Origin of the sequence: Streptomyces sp. NPDC057877, assembly GCF_042796855.1 — a bacterium.
Lineage (GTDB): Bacteria > Actinomycetota > Actinomycetes > Streptomycetales > Streptomycetaceae > Streptomyces.
The window spans coordinates 103,379-127,729 of the sequence record NZ_JBHVMS010000005.1 but is presented as its reverse complement, the minus strand read 5'-3'; the positions used below and the strand labels follow the sequence as shown (position 1 = coordinate 127,729).

27 protein-coding genes are annotated in these 24,351 nt (G+C 71.5%); 17 read left to right on the top strand and 10 right to left on the bottom strand.

Going from position 1 to position 24,351, the window contains the following annotated elements; translation table 11 throughout:
- Window positions 1-9 precede the first annotated feature (9 nt).
- The 6 genes from sufU to ACFVQG_RS15595 all read left to right on the top strand — a co-directional run bounded on the left by sufU (window position 10) and on the right by ACFVQG_RS15595 (window position 3,174).
- On the top strand, window positions 10-477 hold the full coding sequence (sufU, locus tag ACFVQG_RS15620) for a Fe-S cluster assembly sulfur transfer protein SufU (RefSeq protein ID WP_383383777.1): 468 nt from the start codon (window positions 10-12) through the stop codon (window positions 475-477).
- The gene (locus ACFVQG_RS15615; protein WP_383382124.1) at window positions 474-806 is read left to right on the top strand and encodes a metal-sulfur cluster assembly factor; all 333 of its coding nucleotides are present in this window, start codon (window positions 474-476) and stop codon (window positions 804-806) included. The genes sufU and ACFVQG_RS15615 overlap by 4 nt, the downstream gene beginning before the upstream one ends.
- Before the next feature lie 46 nt (window positions 807-852).
- The gene (locus ACFVQG_RS15610) at window positions 853-1,173 is read left to right on the top strand and encodes a DMT family transporter (protein WP_383382122.1); all 321 of its coding nucleotides are present in this window, start codon (window positions 853-855) and stop codon (window positions 1,171-1,173) included.
- Window positions 1,173-1,709, top strand: coding sequence for a TetR/AcrR family transcriptional regulator (locus tag ACFVQG_RS15605; RefSeq protein WP_383382119.1), 537 nt, complete (start codon window positions 1,173-1,175; stop codon window positions 1,707-1,709). Before ACFVQG_RS15610 ends, ACFVQG_RS15605 begins: the two co-directional genes overlap by 1 nt.
- A 150-nt stretch (window positions 1,710-1,859) precedes the next feature.
- Window positions 1,860-2,849, top strand: a complete 990-nt coding sequence (gene dapD / locus ACFVQG_RS15600; RefSeq protein WP_383382116.1) for a 2,3,4,5-tetrahydropyridine-2,6-dicarboxylate N-succinyltransferase — start codon at window positions 1,860-1,862, stop codon at window positions 2,847-2,849.
- Between the two features lie 97 nt (window positions 2,850-2,946).
- Window positions 2,947-3,174 (top strand): hypothetical protein, encoded by a 228-nt coding sequence (locus tag ACFVQG_RS15595; RefSeq protein ID WP_383382113.1) that lies wholly within the window; start codon window positions 2,947-2,949, stop codon window positions 3,172-3,174.
- A 27-nt stretch (window positions 3,175-3,201) separates the two neighbouring features.
- On the opposite strand, the gene dapA is transcribed toward ACFVQG_RS15595, so the two are convergent.
- Window positions 3,202-4,104: a 4-hydroxy-tetrahydrodipicolinate synthase gene (dapA, locus tag ACFVQG_RS15590; RefSeq protein ID WP_383382110.1), complete on the bottom strand. Its 903-nt coding sequence runs from the start codon at window positions 4,102-4,104 to the stop codon at window positions 3,202-3,204.
- A 172-nt stretch (window positions 4,105-4,276) separates the two neighbouring features.
- Here dapA and ACFVQG_RS15585 point away from each other — a divergent pair, with 172 nt between their 5' ends.
- From ACFVQG_RS15585 to ACFVQG_RS15560, 6 genes are all read left to right on the top strand, one after another.
- Window positions 4,277-4,417, top strand: coding sequence for a hypothetical protein (locus ACFVQG_RS15585; RefSeq protein ID WP_383382108.1), 141 nt, complete (start codon window positions 4,277-4,279; stop codon window positions 4,415-4,417).
- Entirely contained in the window at window positions 4,414-5,088 is a 675-nt protein-coding gene (locus ACFVQG_RS15580) for a hypothetical protein (RefSeq protein ID WP_383382105.1), read from the top strand. Before ACFVQG_RS15585 ends, ACFVQG_RS15580 begins: the two co-directional genes overlap by 4 nt.
- 63 nt (window positions 5,089-5,151) lie before the next feature.
- Window positions 5,152-5,583: a DUF3618 domain-containing protein gene (locus ACFVQG_RS15575; RefSeq protein ID WP_383382102.1), complete on the top strand. Its 432-nt coding sequence runs from the start codon at window positions 5,152-5,154 to the stop codon at window positions 5,581-5,583.
- A 214-nt stretch (window positions 5,584-5,797) separates the two neighbouring features.
- Window positions 5,798-6,502: an antibiotic biosynthesis monooxygenase gene (locus ACFVQG_RS15570; protein WP_383382099.1), complete on the top strand. Its 705-nt coding sequence runs from the start codon at window positions 5,798-5,800 to the stop codon at window positions 6,500-6,502.
- 145 nt (window positions 6,503-6,647) lie between these two features.
- Window positions 6,648-8,075, top strand: coding sequence for a hypothetical protein (locus tag ACFVQG_RS15565; RefSeq protein WP_383382096.1), 1,428 nt, complete (start codon window positions 6,648-6,650; stop codon window positions 8,073-8,075).
- Between the two features lie 343 nt (window positions 8,076-8,418).
- Window positions 8,419-10,002 carry a TROVE domain-containing protein gene (locus ACFVQG_RS15560; RefSeq protein ID WP_383382093.1) on the top strand — a complete coding sequence of 528 codons (1,584 nt, stop codon included), beginning with the start codon at window positions 8,419-8,421 and terminating at the stop codon, window positions 10,000-10,002.
- Between the two features lie 42 nt (window positions 10,003-10,044).
- On the opposite strand, the gene ACFVQG_RS15555 is transcribed toward ACFVQG_RS15560, so the two are convergent.
- A complete protein-coding gene (locus ACFVQG_RS15555) occupies window positions 10,045-11,247 on the bottom strand; it encodes a TerD family protein (protein ID WP_383383774.1) in 1,203 nt (400 codons plus the stop codon).
- 112 nt (window positions 11,248-11,359) lie between these two features.
- Complete coding sequence (locus ACFVQG_RS15550) at window positions 11,360-12,571, bottom strand: helix-turn-helix domain-containing protein (protein ID WP_383382090.1); 1,212 nt, start codon at window positions 12,569-12,571, stop codon at window positions 11,360-11,362.
- 451 nt (window positions 12,572-13,022) lie between these two features.
- Between ACFVQG_RS15550 and ACFVQG_RS15545 the strand changes: the two genes are divergently transcribed.
- Both ACFVQG_RS15545 and ACFVQG_RS15540 read left to right on the top strand, forming a co-directional pair.
- On the top strand, window positions 13,023-13,259 hold the full coding sequence (locus tag ACFVQG_RS15545; protein ID WP_383382087.1) for a hypothetical protein: 237 nt from the start codon (window positions 13,023-13,025) through the stop codon (window positions 13,257-13,259).
- The gene (locus ACFVQG_RS15540; RefSeq protein WP_383382084.1) at window positions 13,256-13,558 is read left to right on the top strand and encodes a hypothetical protein; all 303 of its coding nucleotides are present in this window, start codon (window positions 13,256-13,258) and stop codon (window positions 13,556-13,558) included. Before ACFVQG_RS15545 ends, ACFVQG_RS15540 begins: the two co-directional genes overlap by 4 nt.
- A 125-nt stretch (window positions 13,559-13,683) precedes the next feature.
- Here the strand turns inward: ACFVQG_RS15540 and ACFVQG_RS15535 are convergent, their stop codons facing one another.
- From ACFVQG_RS15535 to ACFVQG_RS15510, 6 genes are all read right to left on the bottom strand, one after another.
- Window positions 13,684-14,673 (bottom strand): zinc-dependent alcohol dehydrogenase family protein, encoded by a 990-nt coding sequence (locus tag ACFVQG_RS15535; RefSeq protein WP_383382081.1) that lies wholly within the window; start codon window positions 14,671-14,673, stop codon window positions 13,684-13,686.
- A complete protein-coding gene (locus ACFVQG_RS15530) occupies window positions 14,670-15,530 on the bottom strand; it encodes a carbohydrate ABC transporter permease (RefSeq protein WP_383382079.1) in 861 nt (286 codons plus the stop codon). Before ACFVQG_RS15530 ends, ACFVQG_RS15535 begins: the two co-directional genes overlap by 4 nt.
- On the bottom strand, window positions 15,530-16,477 hold the full coding sequence (locus tag ACFVQG_RS15525) for a carbohydrate ABC transporter permease (RefSeq protein ID WP_383382076.1): 948 nt from the start codon (window positions 16,475-16,477) through the stop codon (window positions 15,530-15,532). The genes ACFVQG_RS15530 and ACFVQG_RS15525 overlap by 1 nt, the downstream gene beginning before the upstream one ends.
- Window positions 16,474-17,841, bottom strand: a complete 1,368-nt coding sequence (locus ACFVQG_RS15520) for an ABC transporter substrate-binding protein (protein WP_383382073.1) — start codon at window positions 17,839-17,841, stop codon at window positions 16,474-16,476. Before ACFVQG_RS15520 ends, ACFVQG_RS15525 begins: the two co-directional genes overlap by 4 nt.
- A gap of 110 nt (window positions 17,842-17,951) precedes the next feature.
- The gene (locus tag ACFVQG_RS15515) at window positions 17,952-18,734 is read right to left on the bottom strand and encodes a DeoR/GlpR family DNA-binding transcription regulator (protein WP_383382070.1); all 783 of its coding nucleotides are present in this window, start codon (window positions 18,732-18,734) and stop codon (window positions 17,952-17,954) included.
- Between the two features lie 319 nt (window positions 18,735-19,053).
- Window positions 19,054-19,863 (bottom strand): NAD-dependent epimerase/dehydratase family protein, encoded by an 810-nt coding sequence (locus ACFVQG_RS15510; RefSeq protein WP_383382067.1) that lies wholly within the window; start codon window positions 19,861-19,863, stop codon window positions 19,054-19,056.
- A 180-nt stretch (window positions 19,864-20,043) separates the two neighbouring features.
- Here ACFVQG_RS15510 and ACFVQG_RS15505 point away from each other — a divergent pair, with 180 nt between their 5' ends.
- Window positions 20,044-20,985, top strand: coding sequence for a 5-dehydro-4-deoxyglucarate dehydratase (locus tag ACFVQG_RS15505; protein ID WP_383382063.1), 942 nt, complete (start codon window positions 20,044-20,046; stop codon window positions 20,983-20,985).
- Window positions 20,982-22,148: a hypothetical protein gene (locus ACFVQG_RS15500; RefSeq protein ID WP_383382060.1), complete on the top strand. Its 1,167-nt coding sequence runs from the start codon at window positions 20,982-20,984 to the stop codon at window positions 22,146-22,148. The genes ACFVQG_RS15505 and ACFVQG_RS15500 overlap by 4 nt, the downstream gene beginning before the upstream one ends.
- 63 nt (window positions 22,149-22,211) lie before the next feature.
- Here ACFVQG_RS15500 and ACFVQG_RS15495 read toward each other — a convergent pair whose 3' ends face one another.
- Window positions 22,212-23,435, bottom strand: coding sequence for an MFS transporter (locus tag ACFVQG_RS15495; protein WP_383382057.1), 1,224 nt, complete (start codon window positions 23,433-23,435; stop codon window positions 22,212-22,214).
- Window positions 23,436-23,597: 162 nt separating this feature from the next.
- On the opposite strand from ACFVQG_RS15495, the gene ACFVQG_RS15490 reads away from it, so the two are divergent.
- A complete protein-coding gene (locus ACFVQG_RS15490) occupies window positions 23,598-24,188 on the top strand; it encodes a TIGR03086 family metal-binding protein (protein WP_383382052.1) in 591 nt (196 codons plus the stop codon).
- Window positions 24,189-24,351: the final 163 nt, after the last annotated feature.

The following is a 24,351-nucleotide window of genomic DNA, read 5'->3' as shown; positions in this document are numbered from 1 at the left end:
CTGGAAACCGTGAAGCTGGATTCGATGTACCAGGAAGTCATCCTGGACCACTACAAGAACCCGCACGGGCGGGGCTTGCGGGATGGCGACGCCGAGGTGCACCACGTCAACCCCACCTGCGGCGACGAGATCACGCTCCGCGTGAAGTACGACGGCACGACCATCGAGGACGTCTCGTACGAGGGCCAGGGCTGCTCCATCAGCCAGGCCTCCGCCTCGGTGCTGAACGACCTGCTCGTCGGCAAGGACGTGACCGAGGCGCAGAAGATCCAGGAGACCTTCCTGGAACTGATGCAGTCCAAGGGCAAGCTGGAGCCGGACGACGCGATGGAGGACGTCCTGGAGGACGCGGTCGCGTTCGCCGGGGTCTCCAAGTACCCGGCCCGGGTGAAGTGCGCCCTCCTCAGCTGGATGGCGTGGAAGGACGCGACGGCCCAGGCGCTGGGCGACGCCGACGCCGAAAGGAAGACGGCATGACCGAGACCGTGGAGATCAAGCCCGCCTCCGAGGAGGAGCTGCGCGAGGCCCTGATGGACGTCGTCGACCCCGAACTGGGCATCGACGTCGTCAACCTCGGCCTCATCTACGGCATCCATGTCGACGAGGCGAACATCGCGACCGTCGACATGACCCTGACGTCGGCGGCCTGTCCGCTGACGGATGTCATCGAGGACCAGGCCAAGTCCGCCACGGACGGCCTCGTCAACGAGCTGCGCATCAACTGGGTCTGGATGCCGCCGTGGGGCCCGGACAAGATCACCGACGAGGGCCGCGACCAGCTGCGGGCGCTGGGCTTCAACGTCTGACGCATTTTGTGTACGGGCGTACACATCGCTGTGTACGCTCGTACGCATGGGATACCTGCTGCTCGCCGGTGCCATCGCCGCCGAGGTGGCCGCGACCACCGCGATGAAGTACAGCGACGGCTTCAGCAAGCTCTGGCCGTCGTTGGTGACGGGGCTGGGGTATCTGGTGGCCTTCGCGCTGCTCGCCCAGACCCTGAAGACGGTGTCGGTCGGCACGGCGTACGCCATCTGGGCCGGAGTTGGTACGGCGGCCATCGCGACGATCGGGATGCTGTTCCTCGGCGAGGGCATGAACCTCGCCAAGACCACGGGGATCGCGCTGATCGTGGTCGGCGTGGTCGTGCTGAACCTCAGCGGAGCGCACTGATGGCCCGGCGGTACGACCCCGACCGCCGACGGCGGATCATCGATGCGGCCATCCGCGTGGTCGGCGAGAAGGGCATCGCCGGGCTCAGCCACCGTACGGTCGCGGCCGAGGCGGACGTGCCGCTCGGCTCGACGACGTACCACTTCAAGACCCTCGACGAGCTGATGGTCGCCGCGTTGCGGCAGGCTAACGAGGGGTTTGCGCGGCTCGTCGCCGCGCGGGACGGTCTCAGTGATCCCGCGAGCGATCTCGCCGCCGAGCTGGCCGCTCTGATGGGCGAGTGGTTTTCCGGTGATCGCGCCGGGGTCGAGCTGGAGTACGAGTTGTATCTGGCAGCCCTGCGGCGACCTGCGCTGCGGCCGGTGGCCGCGGAGTGGGTCGATGACATCACCGCGCGGCTGGTGCGGCGCACGGATGCCGCGACCGCTCGGGCGGTGGTGGCGTTGATGGACGGGATCTGTCTTGAGGCGCTGCTGCTGGATGTGCGGTATGACGAGGAGTGGGCTCGGGAGATGCTCGGCAGGATTGTCGGGTGAGGTGGGGGGCGGTTTCTCGTGCGTTGCCGGGTGCGGGTTCGTGGGGGCTGGTCGCGCAGTTCCCCGCGCCCCTTTAGGGCGGCTGTTCAGCCGTTGGTCGGATGGCGGACCGGTTCGCTCCCGTAGGGTCGCGGGCGTTAGGTTGCCCTTATGACCGACACGACTGCTCCTCGTACCACCGGCGCCGTGGCCGCCGGGCTTGCCACCATCGCCGCTGACGGCACCGTTCTCGACACCTGGTACCCCGCGCCCGAGCTGGCCGCGGAGCCCGGACCGGCCGGGAGCGAGCGGCTGGACGCCGAGCGGGCCGCCGAACTGCTCGGTGTGAACGCCGTCGCGGCCCTGGGCAAGGACGAGGTGCGCGGTGTGGAGGTCGTGGCGGTCCGCACGGTCATCTCCTCCCTCGACGACAAGCCGCTCGACACCCACGACGCGTATCTGCGCCTGCACCTGCTCTCGCACCGTCTCGTCCGGCCGAACCAGCCCAGCCTCGACGGCATCTTCGGCCTGCTCGCCAACGTCGCCTGGACCTCGCTCGGCCCGGTCGCCGTGGACACCCTGGAGACCGTACGGCTGGCCGCCCGCGCGCGCGGTCTGCACCTGAGCGTCTTCGGCGTCGACAAGTTCCCGCGGATGACCGACTACGTCGCCCCGGCCGGGGTCCGGATCGCCGACGCCGACCGCGTCCGCCTGGGCGCCCACCTCGCGTCCGGCACCACCGTGATGCACGAGGGCTTCGTCAACTTCAACGCGGGCACCCTCGGCAGCTCCATGGTCGAGGGCCGGATCTCGCAGGGCGTCGTCGTCGGCGACGGCTCCGACATCGGCGGCGGCGCCTCCACCATGGGCACCCTCTCCGGCGGCGGCAAGGAGCGGGTGGCCATCGGGCAGCGCTCCCTCGTCGGCGCGGAGGCCGGTATCGGCATCGCGCTGGGTGACGACTGCGTCGTGGAGGCGGGGCTCTACCTCACCGCCGGTACCCGCGTCACCATGCCCGACGGAGAGATCGTCAAGGCCCGTGAACTGTCCGGCGCCTCCAACATCCTCTTCCGCCGCAACTCGGTCACCGGCACCGTCGAGGCCCGCCCGAACAACGCCGACTGGGGCGGTCTGAACGACATCCTGCACAGCCACAACTGATCACGCATATCGCTTAAAAGGATTACCCTCCGTGTCCTCCCGGGTGTCTTTCCCGATGAACGGGAAGAGCAAGCGGACGCGAGACGAGGGTGGAGCGATGAGGAACGAGCGGGCTGGGACCGTGGCGGGCAGGCTGGGCCGGGTGGCCGCCGTCGGGGCGGTGTGCTGGCTGTCGGCGGCGGGCGTCGCGCACGCCGACGAGACCAACACGGCCTCGCACAACGGCCCGCGGGTCGGGCTGGTCAACCTCGGTCAGGTCGACGACCCGATGGAGGACGTGCTGGAGCACTTCCGGCTGATCGGGGACGAGTACCTGCTCGGCTGATGCGGCGTGGAGCCCATCGCCTGTCCGTCAGACGGTGGGCTCCGGCAGCTTCCGGTACGCCGACAGCAGGGCGTCCGTCGCCTCCGGGGCCGCCGCCCGCAGGGGGGCGCGCACCGGGCCCGCGGGCAGGCCCAGGCGGTTCAGGAGGGCCTTCGCCGTGACCGCGCCGGGCAGGCCCGCGGACATCATCGACTCGATGAGCGGGATCGCCGCCCGCTGGAGGCGGGCCGCCGTCGCCGTGTCGCCCGCGTCGAACGCGTCCAGTACCGCGCGCAGTTGACCGGGGGCCGCGTTGGCGACCGTGCTCACGTAGCCCGCCGCGCCCACCGCGTACAGGGCGAGGTTGTGCTCGTCGCAGCCCGCGTAGTACGCCAGCTCCGTCGCGGAGATGACCTTCTGGGCGGCGAGGAAGTCGTAGGAGCAGTCCTTGACCGCGACGATCCGGGGGTGCTCGGCGAGCCGGAGGACCGTCTCCGGCTCGATGCGGGTGCCGGTGCGGCCGGGGATGTCGTAGAGCATGACCGGCAGGGCGGAGGCGTCCGCGACCTCACGGAAGTGCGCCTCGACGGCGTCCTGCGGCGGTCTGCTGTAGTACGGCGTCACGACCAGGACGCCGTCCGCGCCCGCCTGCTCGGCGGCCTGGGTGAGCCGGACCGTGTGCCGGGTGTCCGGGGTGCCCACGCCCGCCACGATCGTGGCGCCGTCGCCCACCGCCTCCCGGACGGCCCTGATCAGCGCCGCCTGCTCGGCGTCCGTCGTGGTCGGTGACTCGCCCGTCGTACCGGAGAGCACCAGGCCGTCGCAGCCCTCGGCCACCAGATGGGCGGCGAGCCGCCGCGCGCCGTCCAGGTCGAGCCCGCCCGACGCGGTGAAGGGCGTGATCATCGCGCAGAGGGCGCGGCCGAAGGGCGGGGAGCCGGTGTAGGTCATGGAAGCAGTCTCGGCACCCTGATCGTTCAGATCTACTTAATTCTGCTTCCAGGTGCTGGTAAGGGGTGGTGAAGCGTTCGTGCCGCACGCGCCCCCAGGCCCACTGCCGAACCCGGCCCTCATGGGTCACCATGGCCGGGACGGTCATCGGCCCCTGGTCATGGGAGGCGTCATGAAGCTCGGCAAGGCACTGGCCACCGGAGTCGCCGAGGAGCGGCCCGTCGTGCGTGAGGAAGCTCCGGAACTCCCCGAGGAGATCAGCGACGTCCAGGCCACCGGCCCCGTCCCCGAAGAGGTGCCGGTCGCCCGATGAGGCTGCGGCTTCCGGAGGAACGTCCCGCGGAGCCGCCGACCGGATACAAGATCGCCCGCCCGGTGCTGTCCCAGGACGGCACCCGGGCCGGGTTCACCGGTGTGTCGCTGGGCGGCGCGCTGCCGTACGGAGTCCTGGCCGACGCGTCCTGCGCCTACGGCCTGCGGCACCGGGTACCGCACCGCCGCTGCGACTGCGGCTTCCACTGCGTGCACGACCGCGCGGTGGCCGAAGGGCTGCTGTGCGCCACCGAGCACCGGGGCGCGGTGCTGCTCCAGGTCACGGTCCTGGGCGCCTACATCCGCTTCGAGCGGGGGTTCCGCTGCGCCCGGCAGCGGGTGCGGACGGCGACCGTGGGACCGTGCGAGTGCGGTGCCGCGGCGGTCGTGCTGGCCGACGCGGGCTGGGGCAGACCCGGCTGGCGGGGGCTGGCCGCCGTCTGCGCGGGCTGTGTGCGCGGTCGTACGTCCCTCTCGCTCGCCGCCTTCGCCCGGCTGGCCGGGGAAGGGCTGCGGGTGGTCGCCGGGCCGGGCGCGGCACCCGCCGCCGGATTCGGCGTGCCCGAACTGGTCGCCGAGGCCGCGCTGTTGCAGGCCCGCCTCGACTGGTTCCAGACCCAGCTGGCCCGGCTCGGGCAGGGGCGTGACGGGGGCGCCACGGCGCAGGGGTAGCGGGGTGCACGCTGGGTACCCGGGTGCGAACCGAGAGCAGACGGCCGTGGAAAGGGCACGACGATGACGCACAAGGCAGCTAAGGGAACCGGCGGCGCGAAGGGGCCCGATGAGCTGCGGCAGCAGGTGGAGAGCGCCCGGAGCCGACTCGGCGACACCGCCGGGCAGTTGGCGGCGAAGGCGGATGTGAAGGGCCGCGCCCGCGCCCGGGCGGCCGACTTCCGCGACAAGGCGGGCGCGATGACGGTCCAGCTCCGCAGCAGCGCCGCCCAGGCGGGACACACCGTCCAGGACAGGGCCAACCAGGCGGGCCACGCCGTCCAGGGCAAGGCGACCCAGGCGGGCCACGCCGTGGAACACCGCGCCCCGCAGCCGGTCCGCATGGTCGTGCAGGCCGGACTGCGCCATCCGCGCCCGGTACTGGTCGCGGGGGCTGCCGCCGGTGCGGCGGTGGTCGCGGCGGGGATGCTGCGGAGGCGGCACGGCGGGCGGTGACGGGTGACGGGTGACGGGTGCGGCACGGTGGCGGGTGACGGATGACGGATGACGGGTACGGCACGGTGACGGGTGACGGGTGACGGGTGACGGGTGACGGGTGACGGGTACGGCACGGTGACGGATGACGGGTACGGCAGGGCTTGACCTCAAGCATGCTTGAGGTTGAAAGGTGGGGTCGTCAGCCCGACCAGCGACCCCACGGAGGCTTCCCATGACCCGCCGTACCGACCTTCACCCCGACCTCACCCGCACGGACGTCGGAGCGCCCCTCTTCAGTACCTGGCGGGTCGACGGACCCGAGTGGCAGCGGGCGGCCGTGGGGGCGATCGCGGAGGCGTGGGAGCGGCGTCCCTGGCCCACGTCCGGGCTCGTCGCCTACCACGTCTACGTCGGAGGGGACGGTTCCACCCTGATGCACCACTCCCAGTGGACGGCCGAGCAGGCCTACGAGGCGTTCGCCAAGACCGGGCGGCAGGAGCGTGTCGACGAGATCGACACCGCCGTGCCCGGCATCGAGCGGCTGGGACTCGGGCGGTACCGCCACTACCGGTCCCGGACGCGGGCTGAGGGGGATGGGCGGCCGCCCGGTCTGGTCGTCACCGTGCGGATCGACTTCGAGGAGGACGCGGCCGAGCGGCGGCGGGGCTGGGTCGACGCCGTCCTGGAGGCGCTCGCCGAGGACGGCGACGGGCACCGTGGGCTGATCTCCGCCCACTTCCATCTCAGCACCGACGGCACCCACGTCCTCAACTACGCCGAGTGGGAGAGCGAGCAGGCCTACGACGCGGCCCTCGCGGCCCCGGGTGCGGGGATCGGGACGCCGTCGCCGCACTGGGAGCGGGTGCGGACGTATCCCGGCGTGCGAGGGTCCACGGTCAGTCGGTACGAGCATGCCCTCGGGCTCGTGCCGGGCTGACCGAAGGGCCAAACTGCCGCTTGTTCCGGCCACTTGTCAGGGATTCGGCCATGTGCGGTGGGCGACGAGGAGATGAACCGGGCGGCATGGGTGGAAATCCGTCTAGGCTGAGCGGCTGAACCTCACCTCCTAGGAGAACCAGCCGATGTCAGACAGCTCCCCCCTGCCGCCGGTGCGGCTGTCCTCCGAAGCGGAGCTGGCGCGTGCCGCGCTGTCCACGCCGGTGCTCTCCCGTGCCGCCCGGCTCGCCCGCTGGGCCGGGCCGGAAACCCGGGTGGACGCCGGGGGCGCACTGGCTGAGGAGCAGTTGCCCGCGGCGGCCGAGGCGCTGGGGCTGACCGGCGACGACGCCGCCGCGTACGCCAGCGAGGCCTGGCGGGTCGCCGTGGACACCGGGCTCGTGGAGATCGTCGACGAGGAGGAGGGCACCGTCACGGCGGGCGCCGATCTGGCGCTGCTCACCGGCGGTTCCCCGCAGGACATCCTCGGTGTGTGGCTGGTCGCCCTGGAGACGGTCCTCGCCGACGCCAGTGTGCCCGACCTGGACGGGCTCATGGAGGCGATGGGGGAGGGCGGCCGGGTCGACCTCTCCGAGCTGGACTGGGACCCGGAGGCCGAGGCGGACTTCCTCGACGGGGTGCTCGGCAGCCTGTACCTCCTCACCGTCAGCGAGGACGGTCCCGGCGACGCCCCGGTGCCGCTGCCCGCGCTGGCCGCGTCCGTGCTCGTGCCCAGCGACATGGGCGAGCCCACCAACGACGTGCTCGAGCAGGTGTCCGACGCGATGATGCGGCTGGACGACCAGTTCCGGGTGCTGGAGCCGGTGGGGCTGGTCGAGTACCAGCCGGTCGACGAGACGCTGATGGCCGAGACCGACGAGGAGCCCGCCGCACCGGTCGACGACACCGATGTCTCCCGCTACGGCATGGTCCGGCTGACGCCCCTCGGGCTCTACGGGCTGCGGGCCCGCCTGCTGGAGTCCGGCGTCGAGGCGCCCGCCGTCGGGGACCTCGCCGACAAGGGCGCGGACGCGCTGCTCGACGGGACCGCCGCGTTCGGTCCGCGCGCCGCGCAGGCCGAGACCGAGCGGTGGCTGGGCCGCCGCGATCCCCTCGCCGCCGCCCGCGACCTGCTGGCCGCCGCCCGGGGCGCGGACCCCGGCGCACCGCTGCGCAGGCTGCGCTGCCAGCAGGCGCTGTCGCTGGTCGGCACGGAGGCCGAGCCCGCGCTGCGCGAGGTCCTCGACGACGCGGAACTCGGCGGGCTGGCCCGGGTGTGGCTCACCGAGCACGGGCTGCCGGACGTCCCCGCCCCCTCCCAGGAGATGATCTTCTGGCTCACCATCGACACCCTCGCCGCCCAACTCGCCGCCGAGGGCAACTCCGAGGAACTGCGCGCCCTCGCCCAGGGCCTGGCCCAGCAGCACAGCGGCTTCTTCGAGGCGGCCTGGCGGGTCGACCACCCCGCCACCGGCGACGTACTGGAGGCGATGGGGCGGCTGCACCCGGACAAGAAGGTGGCCAAGGAGGCCCGTAAGGCGGCGTTCAAGGCGCGCTCGCAGCACGGGAATTGAGACCCGGGTAATTCGTTGGCTCCCGCCGGGGACGCCCGCCTAAAGTGAATCTCACGCACCTCCCGGTGCGCGGGCTGCGGCTACTTCTCTTTCCAAGAATCCAGGCCGCCGCCGACTTGATCTCGGGAGGCGCGGCACGTGGTGGGTGCCCGGTGCGCGGGCTGCGGTTACTTCCGGACCTGGTGAGAAATCGTGCGGGTTCGAATCCCGTCATCGACTTCGGGTCGATGTGGCGGAAGGGGAAGACGCGCCAGGCAATGTACCGCCGTCGACTCTGTCCTCGGGCCCCCTCCTCCTGCCGTGCCTCCTTCCCGAAAGCCGAATGAATTCGGGGGAATTCAGCATGGCACGCTTCAACGGCCGCCCGGCCCGGGCGCGGCCCACCTCTCGCGTCACCTCCACGGGACGCCTCCTGCGCACCTTCCAGGGCGGCCGGGGCCACGAGCGGGACGCCCGCTCCGAGCTTTTTCTGCTCGCCGTGGCCAACTTCGTGACGCAGCAGACCTTCTACGAGTCCGGCGCCGACCGCGACGACCGCTTCGTGCGGCTGGTACGGGAGCTGGCCGTCGCCGACCCGTCCTGGACCGCCGGACTGCTCGGCTGGCTGCGCGGCGCGGGCCAGCTCCGTACGGCAGCCATCGTGGGCGCCGCCGAGTACGTGCAGGCACGGCTGGACGCGGGCGTCACCGACGGCCCCGCGAACCGGCAGGTCGTGGACTCCGTCCTGCAGCGCCCGGACGAGCCCGGCGAACTGCTCGCCTACTGGACCGCGACCCACGGCCGGGCCGTGCCCAAGCCGGTCAAGCGGGGCATCGCCGACGCCGTACGGCGGCTGTACGGCGGCCGGGCGCTGCTGAAGTACGACACCGCGTCCAAGGGCTACCGCTTCGGTGACGTCCTCAACCTGGTGCACGCGGCGCCGGACCCGGACAAGCCGTGGCAGGGCGCGCTGTTCCAGTACGCCCTGGACCGCCGCCACCACCCGGAGACCGCCGTGCCGCCCGCGTCGGACCGGGTGCTCACCGCGCACCGCGAGCTGATGGCCGTCCCCGTCGAGACGCGGCGGGCGATCGTCACCGCGCCCGACGGTGCCGAGCGGCTCGCCGCCGCGGGGATCACCTGGGAGGCGCTGGCGGGGTGGCTCCAGGGGCCGATGGACAAGGCCGCCTGGGAGGCGGTGATCCCGTCCATGGGTGCGATGGCACTCGTTCGCAACCTGCGGAACTTCGACGAGGCCGGGGTCTCGGACGAGGTCGCCGCCCGGGTGGCGGCCCGGATCAGCGACCCGGCGGAGGTCGCGCGCTCGCGGCAGTTCCCCTTCCGGTACCTCGCCGCCCACCAGCACGCGCCCTCGCTGCGCTGGTCGTACCCGCTGGAGCAGGCGCTCGGCCACTCGCTGGCGCACGTGCCCGCGCTGCCCGGCCGGACGCTGGTGCTCGTGGACCGCTCCGGTTCGATGTTCTACAGCCGGATGTCGGACCGTTCACAGCTCAACCGGGCCGACGCGGCGGCGATCTTCGGTACCGCGCTGGCGCTGCGGGCGGCGCGTGCCGATCTCGTCGAGTTCGGGTCGAGCAGTCGTGCGGTGCCGTTCCGGCGGGGCGAGTCGGTGCTGCGGATCCTGGAGCGCTTCGGTGACCTCGGCGGCACCGACACCACCGAGGCGGTACGCCGCCACTACCGGCGGCACGACCGGGTGCTGATCGTCACCGACGAGCAGTACGCGGCGAGCCGTCACGGCGACCCGACCGAGCAGGTCCCGGCCGATGTGCCCGTCTACACCTGGAACCTGGCCGGTTACCGGGCGGGCCAGGGTCCGTCCGGGCAGGGCAACCGGCATGTCTTCGCGGGGCTGTCGGACGCCGCGTTCCGGATGGTGCCGCTGCTGGAGAGCGGTCGGGACGGCGACTGGCCGTGGCTGGTGTGACGGGCGGAGGTGGGGCCTCGGCGGCCCCACCTTCCTGCCTGGTCAGAGCGCCTGGGCCGCGGGCTTCACCATGTTGCGGACCGTGCGGGCCTTGACGAAGTCGCCCATGGCCGTCATCTCCCACTCGCCGGAGAACTGGCGGATCAGCTTGGCCATCATCACGCCGGTCTGGGCTTCGGCGCTGGTGAGGTCGAAGCGGACCAGCTCCTCGCCGGTCGCGGCGTCCAGCAGGCGGCAGTAGGCCTTGGCGACCTCGGTGAACTTCTGGCCGGAGAAGGAGTTCACGGTGAAGACCAGGCCGGTGACCTCCTGGGGGAGACGGCCGAGGTCCACGGTGATCACCTCGTCGTCGCCGCCGCCCTCGCCGGTGAGGTTGTCGCCGGAGTGCCGGATCGCGCCGCCGACGATGGTCAGCTTGCCGAAGTAGCAGCTGTCGACGTGGTTGCGCTGGGGGCCGTAGGCGATGACCGAGGCGTCCAGGTCGATGTCCTTGCCGCGGTAGGCGGGCTCCCAGCCGAGGCCCATCTTGACCTGGGAGAGCAGCGGGCGTCCGCCCTTGACCAGGGAGACGGTCTGGTTCTTCTGGAGGCTGACGCGGCCCTTGTCGAGGTTGATCTTGCCGGTGGCGGGGGGCGCGGCGGGCGCAGGGGGTGCCTGGGGGACCTGGGGAGCGGGCGGGGTCACCGGGGTCGGGGGCGTCACCGGCGTCGGGGGCGTCACCGGGGTGGGGGGCGTCACCGGGGTCGGGGCCGGTTCCTCCACCGTGACGCCGAAGTCCGTGGCGATGCCCGCCAGGCCGTTGGCGTATCCCTGGCCGACCGCGCGGGCCTTCCACTGGCCGTTGCGCAGGTAGATCTCCACGATCACCAGGGCCGTCTCGTTGCCGAGCTGCGGGGGTGTGAAGGTGGCCAGGACGCTGTTGTCGTCGGCGTTGCGGAGGGTGGCGGTCGGTTCGACGCCCTGGAAGGTCTGGCCCGCGGCGTCGGGGCTGGCGGTGACGACGATCTTCTCGATGCCCGGGGGCAGGGCGGCGGTGTCCACGATGATCGCGTCCGGGGCCGCGCCGCCGCCCGAGCGGTAGGTCACGCCCGGGCCGCTGGGCTGGTTGTAGAAGATGAAGTCGTCGTCGGAGCGCACCTTGCCGTCGGCCGTGAGCAGGAGGCCCGAGACGTCGAGGCGCACCGGGGCGGCGACGTCCACCGCCACGCGGGGGGCGGGCAGAGGGATGTTCGAGCCGGGGGTCATAGCGGTCATGACGGGTGAACGATCGAAGGGCTCTTACCGTTCCCTTACCTGGACCATACGGCGGGGGAGAGGGCTGGCGGGGCGAACGGTGGGTACCACAGGCGCACGCCCCCTAGGCGGCGCCCTCCAGGACTTCCCGAACCTCCGGGATGTCCCGAAACCCCATAAGGCTTCGCAGGACCACCTTGACCCGCTCGGCGGTGCGCTCGCTTGCCACGTCCGCGGAGAGCGTGATGACCCGTTGTGCCGTTGCCGCCGCTTCCTCGGGTTCGTTGGCGTCAGCCAATGCCACGGCGAGCCAGGACAGGTACAGCGCCAGTTCCCGCGTGTGCGTGGCGTCGTATCGGGCGAGGACTTGCCGGAGGCAGGGAACAGCGCGCAGGGGGCGTTTCAGCTCCGTGTAGACGCGGGATTCCATCACCTGCAATTCTCCCGCCTCGACCCAATAGAGGTACTGCGGGGACTCGTACCCCTCGCTGTCCTCGGTCAGCGCTTCTGACGCCTCGCCCAAGGCGCGCATGGCAGGCTGCGCCTCATGGGCTTTGGTGTGAGCCCAGGCCACGCGGTCGAGGTAGAGCGCTCGCGCCTTCGGGGGCGCGTCCTCGCCTGCCTGGTCGAGCGCTGCCCGGGCAAGCAACAGCCCTTCTCTTTCCAGTCCCGTGTTGCTGTATTGATAGGCGAGCGATCCCGCGAGGTTGCCGACCAGCGTCCTGTCTCCCGCTTGCTGCGCCGCACTCATGCCCAGCTTGTAAATGCGTTCGGCTTCCTCATGGCGTCCGGCGTCAGACGCGATCCAGCCTGCGATCTGTGCCAGCTCGCCAATCTGGGAGAGCAGTGAGCGCCCGACTTCCTCAGTGTGCGTTCCCTCCCGGTAGAGCTTCACTGCTGAGCGTAATTCCCGCAGTGCGGGCCCAATGAGGTCGCCTCCGGCCAGGACGTCATCGGCGAGGCGCAGACCGTGAACACGTCCCGCTAGGTCAGCCACATCGCCTGCCCCGATACGGCGCCCTTGTCGAGCTTTCAGCGGCGCCAACGGGTCGTCGTCCGGCAAAAAATCAGCGACCGTGACGGGGGCGCTTTCCGGGGAGCCCGCAGCGGCTGCTTGTTCCAGCTCGGGCACAGGCACGCCCAGAGCGGCAGCAATAAACGGCAACCATTCGCGCGGAGTGCGTTTGCCTTTCTCGTACCGGTAGATGTCCTGCCGCGTAAGGGAGTCGGGCGATAAACCCGCAGCGCGGCATGCCTCCGCCGCCAGCCGTGCCTGACTCCATCCTCTGGCCTGCCGTAGGCGTCGGATGATGTGGGCCGCCGTCTCACCGCGCATGTCTCAAGTCTGGCCTACAACAGGCCTACATGAGGCCGCTAGGCAGGGAATCGGCAATTCGGAAGCGTGGGAGACGAAGAGACCCCCGCGACCGTGCGACCGGCCCGGGGGCATGGCCAACGCTTCGAAGGAGCGCTGACATGCAGTTCCTATCACGTGCACTCGAATGGATGAGAGCCTTCCTGTTGGGGCCGCGCACCCCAGTTGCGCCTTCCGCGCCGCCCAGGCCCCTCACCCCGGTGGTCTCGGGTGCCCGCCTGGTGATCACACGCAGCACCCGCAGGCATCGGCAACCCGCGCCCCCGCAGGAGCACGCCGAATGGTTCCCGCCCGGCGGCTGGGAAGCGGACGATGCCCGGGAACAGACAGACGCCCTGGTCCGGCCCTACGTCGCAGCACTGAGCGAGGAGCCCAGGAGCGCTCGGGCAGCGGTGGCCTGGGGGAGTGCCTCATGAGCAAGCCCGGACACCACCCTCTGATCGGCAAGCGTGTGAGCGGCCCGGACGGGAGAATCGGCATTCTCGTCGACGTCATCGGCACGACTGCCTATCTGCGCCCGGAGCGCGGAGGGCGGGAATGGCCCGTGCCGCTCGATGACGTCGAGCCGGTGACCGAGAAGGCCCAGGATTCGGACACGCTGAGTGTCAAACTCGCCGCCGTGAACAAGCGGAGCAGGGGGGAACTGTGACCCGCTCAGTCATCAAGGCGGCGGAATGGTCGCTGGGACCGGAGACCGCCGAGGGCAGCCCGCAGGGCATCTACTCCGCCCTGTGCATGGCATGCGGTGCGGAGGCCCCGGCGTCGGACAACGACCCTGCGCCCGTTGAACTCTGGGCGCTGAGACACACGGGCATGAATCCCGATCACCGGCAGTACAAAGCCATGGTCGAGACGTATTGGCGTGTGAGTCCTGCGGAGGGCAACCCCTACAGGGAAATCGACCTCGTCGCTCAATCGCTGGGCTACCCGTCCGCCGGTGACGCGTGAAGGGACGTATGGCGCGGTACGAGGCGGAAGCCGGACGGCGGCGTCGGTTGCGGATGCTGAGCCGCTGTCCGGGGCAGTCCGAGCGCCCCCAACTGTGCGAGGTCAGTTGAGGGCACCGTTCTTACCTACGGCACCACCACGATCTTCCGACCCACCCCCGCCTTGAACTGGTCCAGCGCCTCCGGGTACCGGTCCAGCGGGATGCGGTCGCTGATGAAGACCGACGGGTCCAGGACGCCGCCCGCGAAGAGTTCCGCCGCGCGTTCGAAGCTGTGCAGGACGGCCATGGAGCCGGTGATGGTGATCTCCTGGTTGTAGATGCGGTAGGGGTCGATCTGGACCCGGGTCGCGTAGTCGGCGACGCCGAACTGGAGGAACGTGCCCGCCTTGGCCACGCGGTCCAGGCCGTCCTGGATGGCCGCCGCGTTGCCCGTCGCGTCGATGACCAGGTCCCAGCCCTGGGGGCGGTCCAGTTCGTCCGGGGTCGCGGCGGAGGCCGAGACGCCCAGGCTGCGGGCCGTCTCCAGGCGGGACGGGTTGACGTCCACGATGTCCACGCTCGCGGCGCCCGTGCGCTTGGCCAGCTCCAGCATCATCAGGCCCATCGTGCCGGAGCCGTAGATCAGGACGTGGGCGCCCATGCGGGACTGGAGGACGTCGTAGCCGCGTACCGCGCAGGAGAGGGGTTCGACCAGGGCCGCGTCCTCGGTGCGGACGTGGTCCGGGAGTTTGACGCAGTTCGCGACCGGGGCGACCGCGTACTGGGCGGCGCCGCCCGCCGTCGTCACGCCGATCGCCGCCCAGCGTTCGCACATGTTGTTGTGGCCGGTGCGGCAGTAGCGGCACTCGTAGCAGTAGAGGGAGGGGTCGACGGCCACGCGGTCGCCGATCGACAGTTCCGTGACCTGGGTGCCGACGCCGACCACCGCACCGGCGAACTCGTGCCCCGGCACGATCGGCAGCTTGGGTGCGAACTCGCCCTGGAGGATGTGCAGGTCGGTGCCGCACAGGCCGCACGCGGCGACCTCCACCACGACCTCGCGCGGGCCCGGCGTCGGGTCCGGGACCTCGGCGACGACGGCGCGGCCCACGGACTCGATGACGGCGGCCTTCATTTGACGGCTCCCAACGACAGGCCCTGGACCAGTTTGTCCTGGGCGGCGAACCCCGCGGCGAGCACCGGCAGGGAGATGACGAGCGACGCGGCGCACACCTTGGCCAGGAACAGGCCCTGGCTGGTGATGAAGCCGGTGAGGAAGACGGGGGCCGTCTCGGCCACCACGCCGGTGAGGACCCGGGCGAAGAGGAGTTCGTTCCAGGAGAAGATGAAGCAGATGAGGGCCGTCGCCGCGATGCCGGGGAGGGCGATGGGGGCGACCACGCGGCCGAGGATCGTCGGGAGTTTCGCGCCGTCGATCTGGGCCGCCTCGATGATGGCGACCGGGACCTCGGAGAGGAAGGACTGCATCATCCACACCGCGATCGGCAGGTTCATCGCCGTGTAGAGGATGACCAGCGCCCAGATGTTGTCGAGCAGGCCGGTGTTCTTCGCGAAGAGGTAGATCGGCAGCAGGCCCGCCACCAGCGGCAGCATCTTGGTGGAGAGGAAGAAGAACAGGACGTCCGTCCAGCGCTTGACCGGGCGGATGGAGAGGGCGTAGGCCGCGGGCAGGGCAAGGAGGAGGGTGAGCAGTGTGGAGACCAGCGATGCCGTCATGGAGTTGATCAGCGCGGGCCAGGGGCTCGCGCCGCCGTTCACGCCGAAGAACTCGCGGTAGCTGTCCAGGGTGAGGGAGGCGGCGAGCGACGGCGGGTTGGTCGCCGCGTCGGCCTCGGAGTGGAAGGACGTCAGGGCCATCCAGAGGATGGGCGCGACGAACAGCAGTCCGGCCAGCCATGCGGTGACGCCCAGGGCGGCGCCCTTGAGCCGACCGCCGCGGGGGCCGACCGGGGTCGCGGTGGTGGCGGCCATCAGCGGGACACCTCCTCACGGAACAGCGACGACACCACGCGCAGCGCGAAGGTCGCCAGGATGATCGAGCCGATGACGACGATCACGCCCGCCGCGGAGGCGAGGCCGTTCTCGTGCGCCTGGTAGAAGGTCTGGTAGATCGTGTAGGGGAGGTTGGCGGTGCCGAGGCCGCCGGAGGTGATGGTGAACACCGCGTCGAAGTTCTGCACGATGTAGATCGAGCCCAGCAGGATGCCGAGTTCCAGGTAGCGGCGCAGGTGCGGCAGCGTGATGTGGACGAAGACCTGCCAGTCGCTGGCGCCGTCCATCCGGGCCGCCTCGACGAGCTGGGAGTCCCGGCTCTGCAGTCCGGCGAGCAGGATCAGCATCATGAACGGCGTCCACTGCCAGATCAGCGAGGCCTCCACCGCCATCAGCGGCATCTCGGAGATCCAGTCCGGCTGGGCCGCGCCCTCGCCGCCGATCCAGTTCAGGACGCCGTTGAAGAGGCCGTACTCCGGGTTGAACAGCACGTGCTTCCACAGCAGCGCCGACGCGATCGGCACCAGCAGGAAGGGCGCGATGAGCATGGTGCGCACGGCGGCCCGGCCGCGGAAGCGGCGGTCGAGGAGCAGGGCCAGGAGCAGGCCCAGTACCAGGCTGACCAGGACGACCGTGGCCGTCAGCAGGATCGTCGTCCAGACCGACTTGCGCAGCTCCGGGGTGCTGAGGACCTCGGAGTAGTTGGAGAGTCCGGCGAACTGGCGGTCGTCGGGGTAGAGCGCGTTCCAGTCGAAGAACGAGATGACCAGCGTGGCCACGAAGGGCAGTTGCGTCACGACGACCATGAAGATCAGCGCGGGCAGCAGGGGCGCCCGGGTCGCCCAGGCGCGCATCCGGTTCGGCCGCCGGGCCGCCGGCCGCGCGGGGGCGGCGGCGACCCGGGTGGGGGGAGTCGTGACGGTCATGATCCCTCGTACTTCTTGCCGACGGACTCGGCGAGGGACTGCGACTTCTTCAGCGCGCTGTCCACGGACTGGCGACCGGCGATGGCGGAGCTGATCTCCTGGGAGACCTTGGTGCCCAGGTCGGTGAACTCGGGGATGCCGACGAACTGGATGCCGGGCGCGGGGCGGGGCTGCACGCCCGGGTCCTCCGGCTTGGCGTTCGCGATGGCGTCCCGGGTGACGTCGGCGAAGGCGCCCGCCTCCTTGCGGTACTGCGGGATGTCGTACGTCGAGGCGCGCTTGCCCGCCGGGACGTTGGACCAGCCGATCTCCTCGCCGACGAGCTTCTCGTACTCCTTGCCGGAGGCCCAGGAGATGAACTTCCAGGCGTCCTCGGCGTTGCCGGAGGACTTCTGGATGCCCCAGGCCCAGGTGTAGAGCCAGCCGGAGCTGTCGGTCTTCTCGACCGGCGCGGGCACGTAGCCGATCTTGCCCTTCACCGGGGAGCCCTTGGCCTCCAGGGAACCGGCGCCCGCGGTGGCGTCGTACCACATGGCCGTCTTGCCCTGGGTCATGTTGTTCAGGCACTCGGCGTAGCCCGCCTGGGCGGCGCCGGACTCGCCGTGCTCACGGACCAGGTCGACGTAGAACTCGGTGGCCTCCTTGAACTCCTTGGAGTCGAGCTGCGCCTGCCAGTTCTCGTCGAACCAGGTGCCGCCGAAGGTGTTGACGACCGTGGTCAGCGGGGCCATGACCTCGCCCCAGCCGGGCAGTCCGCGCAGGCAGATGCCCTTCATACCGGACTCGGCGCCGTCCACCTCGGCGGCGATCTCGGCGACCTCCTTCCAGGTGGGCTTCTCGGGCATCGTCAGGCCCGCCTTCTCCAGCACGTCCTTGCGGTACATCAGGAAGGAGGACTCGCCGTAGAAGGGCTCGCCGTAGAGCTTGCCGTCCTCGGCGGTGAGGGCCTGGGTCATCGGGGGGAGGATGTCGGCCTGGTCGAAGGCGGTGTCGCTCTCGACGTAGGAGTCCAGGGAGTGCAGCCAGCCGTTCTTGGCGTAGATCGGGATCTCGTAGTTGCTGAGGGTGGCGACGTCGTACTGGCCCGCCTGGTTGGCGAAGTCCTGGCTGATCTTGTCGCGGACGTCGTTCTCCGGGAGCACGGTGAAGTTCACCTTGATGCCGGTGTCCTTGGTGAAGTGGTCGGCGGTGAGCTTCTGCAACTCGACCATCTGCGGGTTGTTCACCATCAGGACGTTGATGGCGTTGCCTTCGGAGGATCCGGAGCCGCCCGCGCCGGAGCAGGCGGCGAGCGGAGTGATCAGCGTCCCTATGGCGGCCACGGCGAAGAGGGTGCGTGGTGCCCGTCGGCTCTGGGTTCGCATGCGGTTCTCCTGGACGAATAGTGACAAAGGGGACGGACGAGGGGTGCGTAAGTCCTCTGGAGGGGCGGGTTGTCGTGGGCTCTGGAGCTGGCTGCGGAACTGAGGGTGCGTCAGACGCGGATGACCTGGGGGCCCAGCAGGGAGTAGCGGTGGGCCTCGGCCGCGGGGAGCAGGGTGCTGGTGACGATCGTCTCCAGGACGCCGATGTCGGCGAACCGGCAGAAGCTGACCGCCCCGAACTTGGTGTGGACGCCCGTGAACACCACGCGCCGGGCGGACCGGATGGCCTGCGACTTGACCTCGCTGACGGCCGGGTCGGGGGTGGTGAGGCCGTGCTCGCGCGAGATGCCGTTGGCGCCGATGAAGGCCAGGTCGATGACGAAACCGGCGAGCATCTTCGTCGTCCAGTGGTCGACGGTCGCCAGCGTGCCCGAGCGGACCCGGCCGCCGAGCAGCAGCACCGACATCTGCTCGGCCTCGGCGAGCGCGCCAGCGACCGGCAGGGACGCGGTGACCACGGTCAGCGGCCGGTCCCGGGGCAGCGCCTCGGCGACGAGCTGCGGGGTGAAGCCCTCGTCGACGAAGACCGTCTCGGCGTCCCCGAGCAACTCGGCCGCGGCGGACGCGATCCGGCGCTTCTCGGGGACATGGCTGGTGGCGCGGAAGGCGAGCGTGGTCTCGAAACCGGCGCTCTCCACGGGGTAGGCGCCACCGTGGGTGCGGCGGAGCAGGCCGTGGTCCTCCAGGACGCGCAGGTCTCGGCGTACCGTCTCCCTGGCCACGCCGAGGTCGTCGGCGAGTGCGGTGACGTCGACAGCGCCGGTGGCGCGCGCCATGCGCACGATCTCGCGCTGGCGCTCCTCGGCGCTCCTCGCCGCCTTCGCCGTCGTCATCGTCGACACCCGCTTCCCTGCTGTGCTGTGGTTCCCGGCCCCTCGGCCGCCGGAGCTGCCCGTTCGGGCCCCGAGGAGGTCATGGGGGAAGTTCTACAGCGGGGATTCCTGGCTGAACAGGCCTGTTACGGATCCGATGCTGCCCGGTTGTGCCCGTTTGGCTGGCTCGGAGTCCGTCGCGGACCTGCGCGGGTGTGACGGGTGAGGTGGGATCGGGCACGGTGGATGCCCGAATGTGTGAGCGGGCGGGCCCGTTCGGTGCCCGCCCGCTCGCGCGAACGTCCGGTTCCGGCCGTGCGGGCCGGATCGGTACGCGTGCTCAGTACGGCCAGATCGGCGGCTCGGTGACGAAGTGGCCGCCGAGGCGGGCGTGCGCCGGGTCGGCCGGGTCCAGCTCGCCCTGCTCGGCGATGAGCTTCCCGGCGTACGGCTCGGAGTCGTCCCGCGGGTCGTAACCGAGCGCCCGCGCGGAGGACAGGTCCCACCACAGCCGGGTGTTGGCGGAGGAGCCGTAGACCACGGTGTGGCCGACGTCCTCGGCGGTCAGGGCGGCGTGGAAGAGGCGGGCGCCGTCGGCGGGGCTCATCCACACCGAGAGCATCCGCACGCTGGTCGGCTCCGGGAAGCAGGACCCGATGCGCACCGAGACGGTCTCCAGGCCGTACTTGTCCCAGTAGAACTGGGCGAGGTCCTCGCCGAAGGACTTGGACAGCCCGTAGAAGGTGTCCGGGCGGTGCGGGGTGTCCACGGGGATCAGCGGGTCGTCGCCCCGCGGGCGGGGGGTGTAGCCCACCGCGTGGTTGGAGGAGGCGAAGACGATCCGGCCGACGCCCTCCTCACGGGCGGCCTCGTAGAGGTGGTAGGTGCCCTCGATGTTCGCCTTGAGGATCTTGTCGAAGGAGGCTTCCAGGGAGATGCCCGCGAGATGGACGATCGCGTCGACGCCGCGCACGGCCTCGCGCAGGGCCGCCCGGTCGGCGAGGTCCGCGGTGATCGCGTCGGGCTCGCCGTCGATGGGGCGCAGGTCCAGCAGGCGCAGCCGGTAGCCGTGCTCGGGGAGCAGGTCCCGCATCAGGGTGCCGAGTCCGCCGGCGGCGCCGGTGAGCAGAACGGTGCGGGGTGCGGGCATCCTCGGTCTCCTCGGTTTCCTGGACGGTCAGCCGTATTCATATCCCGGATTCACATGCGTGGACAAGGTGTGGGGCGGGGTCGTGGCTCGTCAAGGGTGGCGCGGTGTCCGTTCATAAACATAAACTTCGATCAGAAACCTGTACGTCCCCCTGTAGCCACCCTGTTCTAGGGAGAGCCTGTGACGCCTGCCGACCTCGCCGCCCGGCTCAGTATCCCCAGCGGGCCGCTGTTCTTCCCCGTCACCGCCTTCGGCCCGGACGGCGCCGTCGGCCTCGACGCCTACCGCGCGCACGTACGCCAGGGTGTGGCGGCCGGGGCCGCCGCCGTCTTCGCCTGCTGCGGCACCGGGGAGTTCCACGCGCTGACGCCCGAGGAGTTCGAGACGTGCGTGCGGGCGGCCGTGGAGGAGAGCGGCGGGCGGGTGCCGGTCCTGGCGGGCGCCGGGTACGGCACCGCCCTCGCGGTGCGGTACGCGCGGCTCGCGGCGGCGGCCGGGGCGGACGGGCTGCTCGCCATGCCGCCGTACCTCGTCGTCGCCGGACAGCAGGGGCTGCTGCGGCACTACCGCGAGGTCGCCGCCGCGACCGCGCTGCCCGTCGTCGTCTACCAGCGCGACAACGCCGTGTTCACCCCGCGCACCGTCGTCGAACTCGCCCGCACGGACGGGATCATCGGGCTCAAGGACGGGCTCGGCGACCTCGACCTCATGCAGCGGACCGTCAGCGCCGTACGCACCGAGGGGCCCGGCGACTTCCTCTACTTCAACGGGCTGCCGACCGCCGAGCAGACCCAGCTCGCCTACCGCGCCATCGGCGTGCCGCTCTACTCCTCGGCCGTGTTCTGCTTCGCCCCGGAGATCGCCCTCGCCTTCCACCGGGCGCTGGAGACGGGCGACCGCGCCACGGTTGACCGGCTGCTGGACGGGTTCTACCGTCCGTTCGTCGAACTGCGCGCCCAGGGGCGCGGCTACGCCGTCGCCCTGGTCAAGGCGGCGGTACGGCTGCGCGGACTGGACGTCGGCGAGGTGCGGCCACCGCTGCACGAACCGGGCGACGACCACGTCAAGCAGCTCGCGCAGGTGATCGAGCGCGGTTACGCGCTGCTGGAGGGAGCCAAGTGAAGGCATCGGCGTTCGTCTACCCGTGGGACGTCAACGGTGACCCGGAGGCACCCGCGCGGATCGCCGCGCTCGGCGTGACACAGGTGACCCTGGCCGCCGCCTACCACTCCACGCGCGCCCTCACCCCCCGCCACCCCCGCCACCGCGTCGTCACCGCCGAACACGCCGCCGTGCACTACCCCGTGGACGACGCCCGCTGGCGGGGCCGCGAGCTGCGCCCGTACCCGGCCGGGGCCTGGGCGCCCGGCGACGCCTACGGCGAGGCCGCCGCCGCGCTCGCGGACGCGGGCCTGGAGACGCACACCTGGGTCGTCCTCGCGCACAACTCCCGCCTGGGCGCCGAGCATCCGCACACCTCGGTCGTCAACGCCTACGGCGACCGCTACCCGTGGGCGCCGTGCGTCGCACAGCCCGCCACGCGCGCGTACCTGACCGACCTGGCGGCGGAGGCGGCGGTGCGGCCCGGCGCGCACGGCACCGAACTGGAGTCGCTCGGCTGGTACGGCCTGGCCCATCTGCACGCCCACGACAAGACCGGCGGGGTCGGCCTCGGGGACGCCGGGCAGTACCTGATGTCCCTGTGCTTCTGCCCGGACTGCCGCGCGGGATACGGCGCTCAGGGCCTGGACGCCGACGAACTGGCCGCCGCCGTACGCGCCGCGCTGGAGCCCGTGTGGCGGGGGGCGCCCTCCGACGGAGGCTGGGCGGGGGTGGAGAAGCTCCTCGGCGAGCCGCAGGCGACCGCCACGCGCGCGTGGCGTGACGCCACCGCCCGCGGCCTCCAGGAAGAGGCGGTCGCGGCGGTCCGCGCCGCCGCGCCGGAGGGCTTCCAGGTCCTGCTGCACGCCGACCCGGTCTCCTACCACTGCGGCGCCAACGCGGGCGTCGACCCGGCGCACATCCTGTCCGTCGCGGACGGCGTGGTCGTGCCCTGTACCGGCGGCGCGGGCCTGCTGACCCCGTTCGCCGACCAGCACCGGGACGGCGCCGTCCTCGCCGCCAACCTCACCGTCGTCTCCGGCATGGGCGGCCACCCCGAGACCCTGGCGGCCGACGCCTCACGCGCGCGGGACCTCGGGGCGACCGAACTGCGCCTGTACCACGCGGGACTGGCGTCGGACGGTGACCTGATGGCGGTACGGGAGGCACTGAGCGGCAGGTGAACCGTTCTCCCACCACACCGGCGTCGGACGGCGATCCGGCGGCCCTGAGCGGTAGCTGAACTGTCACGCCGCACCGGCGTCGGACGCCGCCCCGGTGGTCCCGCGGGTGGCGCTGAGCCGCAGCCGCAGCGCGGACAGCACCTGCGCCAGCCCCAACAGCGCCAGCAGGGGCCCGTAGGGCAGCGGCTCGACCAGGGCCGCTCCCGCCGCCAGCCCGAGCACGTTCGGCACGAACACCAGCGTGCTCGCCGTGGCCGCCGCGCGCCCCCGCAGCGCGTCCGGCGTCAGCCGCTGCACGGCGGTGAACGCGGCGATCAGCACACCGGGCAGGCCCGCCCCGAGCGCCGCGCTGGCCACCAGTGCCACCGGGTCGGACGGCACCGCCCGCAGCGCCACCGCGACGCCGGTCAGCGCCATGCCCGAGGCCGCGAACCGGCGCTCGCCCAGCCACCGCAGGGCGCTGCCCGAGACCAGGCCCACCAGCACCGACCCGGCGCCCTGGACGGCGGCGAGCACACCGGCGTACGCGGGCGGGTGCCCCAGGCCGTCGACGACCGCGTACACCAGCGCGCCGTTGACCCCGGCGCACAGCATCGTCGTACCGCCCGCCAGGACCAGGGGCCGCAGCAGCCGGTGCCCCCACAGATGGCGGGCGCCCTCGGCGGTGCGCGCCCACCACCCCGGCGTCGGCGGCGCGGACCGGGGCCCGTCCGCCCGCAGCCCGGCGTACAGGATTGTGGCCAGCACGAACGTCGCCGTGTCCAGCAGCACCACGGCCGCACCGCCGTGCGCCGCGTACAGGCCCGCGCCCGCCAGCGGAGCGACCAGCTTCATGCCCTCGTTCACCGCCATCCGCAGCCCGTTGAAGTGGCCGAGCAGCGCCGGGTCCAGGGTGGTGGTGACGAGCGCCGACTCGGCCGCGTCCTGGACGACGCCCGCGGCGCCGTAGACAAACAGCACCGCGTGGACCCGCCACACCTCGCCCGCCGAGTCGACGGTGAGGAGGGTCGGCAGCAGCGCGGCCAGCAGCAGGTTCGTGCCGACCAGCAGGGATGTGCGGGGGAAGCGGTCGGCGAGGGTCCCGAGGAGCGGGCCCAGCAGGACCGGTGCCCACATCGCCAGCAGGGTGAGCGCGGCCAGCCCGTTCGAGCCGGTCAGGTCCTTCACCCACACGCCCGCCGCCAGCCACAGCGCGGAGGTGCCGAAGCCGGAGACCAGTACCCCGGCCAGACACCGGCCCGCGGTGCGGTCGCGCAGCACGCGCAGAGCCGTCCATGTCGTCGTCATGCCTGGTCATCGTGGGGCTAAGGGGGGCGGGCCGGGATCGGGCGGATGCCCTATCGGCCGGTGGTCCGGCCGATGAGTTCCGCGCGTCGCGTCGGTCTTCCTCATGAGCTGGACCACGACAGCCGTAATCCCGACAGAGATCACGACACCCGGAGGAACCCCATGAACGACCAAGCCCCCCTCGACCTCGGCCCGCAGACCAAGATCGTCGCGGATCTCGTGGCCGGGGTCGGCGACGACCGGCTCACCGGCCCGACACCGTGCCCGCGGTACGCGGTACGGAATCTGCTGGGGCACCTCGCGGGGCTCGCGGTGGCCTTCCGGGACGCCGGGCGCAAGGACTTCGGACCCACGACCGACACCAGCCCGGACTCGGCCGTGCCGGACATCGGACCGGGCTGGCGCGAGGAACTGCCCAGGGTGCTCGCCGAACTCGCCGAGGCCTGGCGCGACCCCGCCGCGCTGACCGGCGAGACCCGCGCGGGCGGGGTGACGCTGCCCGCCCCGGTCGCCCTCGCCGTCGCCGCCGACGAACTGGTCATCCACGGCTGGGACCTGGCCCGCGCCACCGGCCAGTCCTACGCCCCCGACCCGGCCGCCCTCGAATCCGCCCACGCCTTCGTCCTCGCGACGGCCGCCGAACCGGAGCCCGTACCCGGCCTCTTCGGCCCGCCCGTCGACGTGCCGTCGGATGCCCCGCTGCTGGACCGGGTCGTGGGGCTCAGCGGGCGGGATCCGGGGTGGCGGCCCTGAACGACCCACTGGGTGACCCCGCCTGACCAGGCAATCCCACCTTCCTTTGTCAGAAGCATTGACGAAACACAGAGGCGCTCTTACCTTCAACGCGTCGTACGTCGTACGTCATATATGAGACGCGATACGCGAGATCCGATACGCGATCTCCCTTCGAGACGCG

Excerpts from the sequence above, each read along its gene's own strand:
- ACFVQG_RS15510 (WP_383382067.1), bottom strand. The coding sequence starts at position 19,863 with ATGCCCGCACCCCGCACCGTTCTGCTCACCGGCGCCGCCGGCGGACTC.
- ACFVQG_RS15520 (WP_383382073.1), bottom strand. The coding sequence starts at position 17,841 with ATGCGAACCCAGAGCCGACGGGCACCACGCACCCTCTTCGCCGTGGCC.
- ACFVQG_RS15595 (WP_383382113.1), top strand. The coding sequence starts at position 2,947 with ATGAGGAACGAGCGGGCTGGGACCGTGGCGGGCAGGCTGGGCCGGGTG.
- ACFVQG_RS15580 (WP_383382105.1), top strand. The coding sequence starts at position 4,414 with ATGAGGCTGCGGCTTCCGGAGGAACGTCCCGCGGAGCCGCCGACCGGA.
- ACFVQG_RS15545 (WP_383382087.1), top strand. The coding sequence starts at position 13,023 with ATGAGCAAGCCCGGACACCACCCTCTGATCGGCAAGCGTGTGAGCGGC.
- ACFVQG_RS15570 (WP_383382099.1), top strand. The coding sequence starts at position 5,798 with ATGACCCGCCGTACCGACCTTCACCCCGACCTCACCCGCACGGACGTC.
- ACFVQG_RS15495 (WP_383382057.1), bottom strand. The coding sequence starts at position 23,435 with ATGACGACGACATGGACGGCTCTGCGCGTGCTGCGCGACCGCACCGCG.
- ACFVQG_RS15535 (WP_383382081.1), bottom strand. The coding sequence starts at position 14,673 with ATGAAGGCCGCCGTCATCGAGTCCGTGGGCCGCGCCGTCGTCGCCGAG.
- ACFVQG_RS15610 (WP_383382122.1), top strand. The coding sequence starts at position 853 with ATGGGATACCTGCTGCTCGCCGGTGCCATCGCCGCCGAGGTGGCCGCG.
- ACFVQG_RS15565 (WP_383382096.1), top strand. The coding sequence starts at position 6,648 with ATGTCAGACAGCTCCCCCCTGCCGCCGGTGCGGCTGTCCTCCGAAGCG.
- ACFVQG_RS15525 (WP_383382076.1), bottom strand. The coding sequence starts at position 16,477 with ATGACCGTCACGACTCCCCCCACCCGGGTCGCCGCCGCCCCCGCGCGG.
- ACFVQG_RS15605 (WP_383382119.1), top strand. The coding sequence starts at position 1,173 with ATGGCCCGGCGGTACGACCCCGACCGCCGACGGCGGATCATCGATGCG.
- ACFVQG_RS15550 (WP_383382090.1), bottom strand. The coding sequence starts at position 12,571 with ATGCGCGGTGAGACGGCGGCCCACATCATCCGACGCCTACGGCAGGCC.
- dapD (WP_383382116.1), top strand. The coding sequence starts at position 1,860 with ATGACCGACACGACTGCTCCTCGTACCACCGGCGCCGTGGCCGCCGGG.
- ACFVQG_RS15555 (WP_383383774.1), bottom strand. The coding sequence starts at position 11,247 with ATGACCCCCGGCTCGAACATCCCTCTGCCCGCCCCCCGCGTGGCGGTG.
- ACFVQG_RS15615 (WP_383382124.1), top strand. The coding sequence starts at position 474 with ATGACCGAGACCGTGGAGATCAAGCCCGCCTCCGAGGAGGAGCTGCGC.
- dapA (WP_383382110.1), bottom strand. The coding sequence starts at position 4,104 with ATGACCTACACCGGCTCCCCGCCCTTCGGCCGCGCCCTCTGCGCGATG.
- ACFVQG_RS15515 (WP_383382070.1), bottom strand. The coding sequence starts at position 18,734 with ATGACGACGGCGAAGGCGGCGAGGAGCGCCGAGGAGCGCCAGCGCGAG.
- ACFVQG_RS15530 (WP_383382079.1), bottom strand. The coding sequence starts at position 15,530 with ATGGCCGCCACCACCGCGACCCCGGTCGGCCCCCGCGGCGGTCGGCTC.
- ACFVQG_RS15585 (WP_383382108.1), top strand. The coding sequence starts at position 4,277 with ATGAAGCTCGGCAAGGCACTGGCCACCGGAGTCGCCGAGGAGCGGCCC.
- ACFVQG_RS15490 (WP_383382052.1), top strand. The coding sequence starts at position 23,598 with ATGAACGACCAAGCCCCCCTCGACCTCGGCCCGCAGACCAAGATCGTC.
- ACFVQG_RS15560 (WP_383382093.1), top strand. The coding sequence starts at position 8,419 with ATGGCACGCTTCAACGGCCGCCCGGCCCGGGCGCGGCCCACCTCTCGC.
- ACFVQG_RS15575 (WP_383382102.1), top strand. The coding sequence starts at position 5,152 with ATGACGCACAAGGCAGCTAAGGGAACCGGCGGCGCGAAGGGGCCCGAT.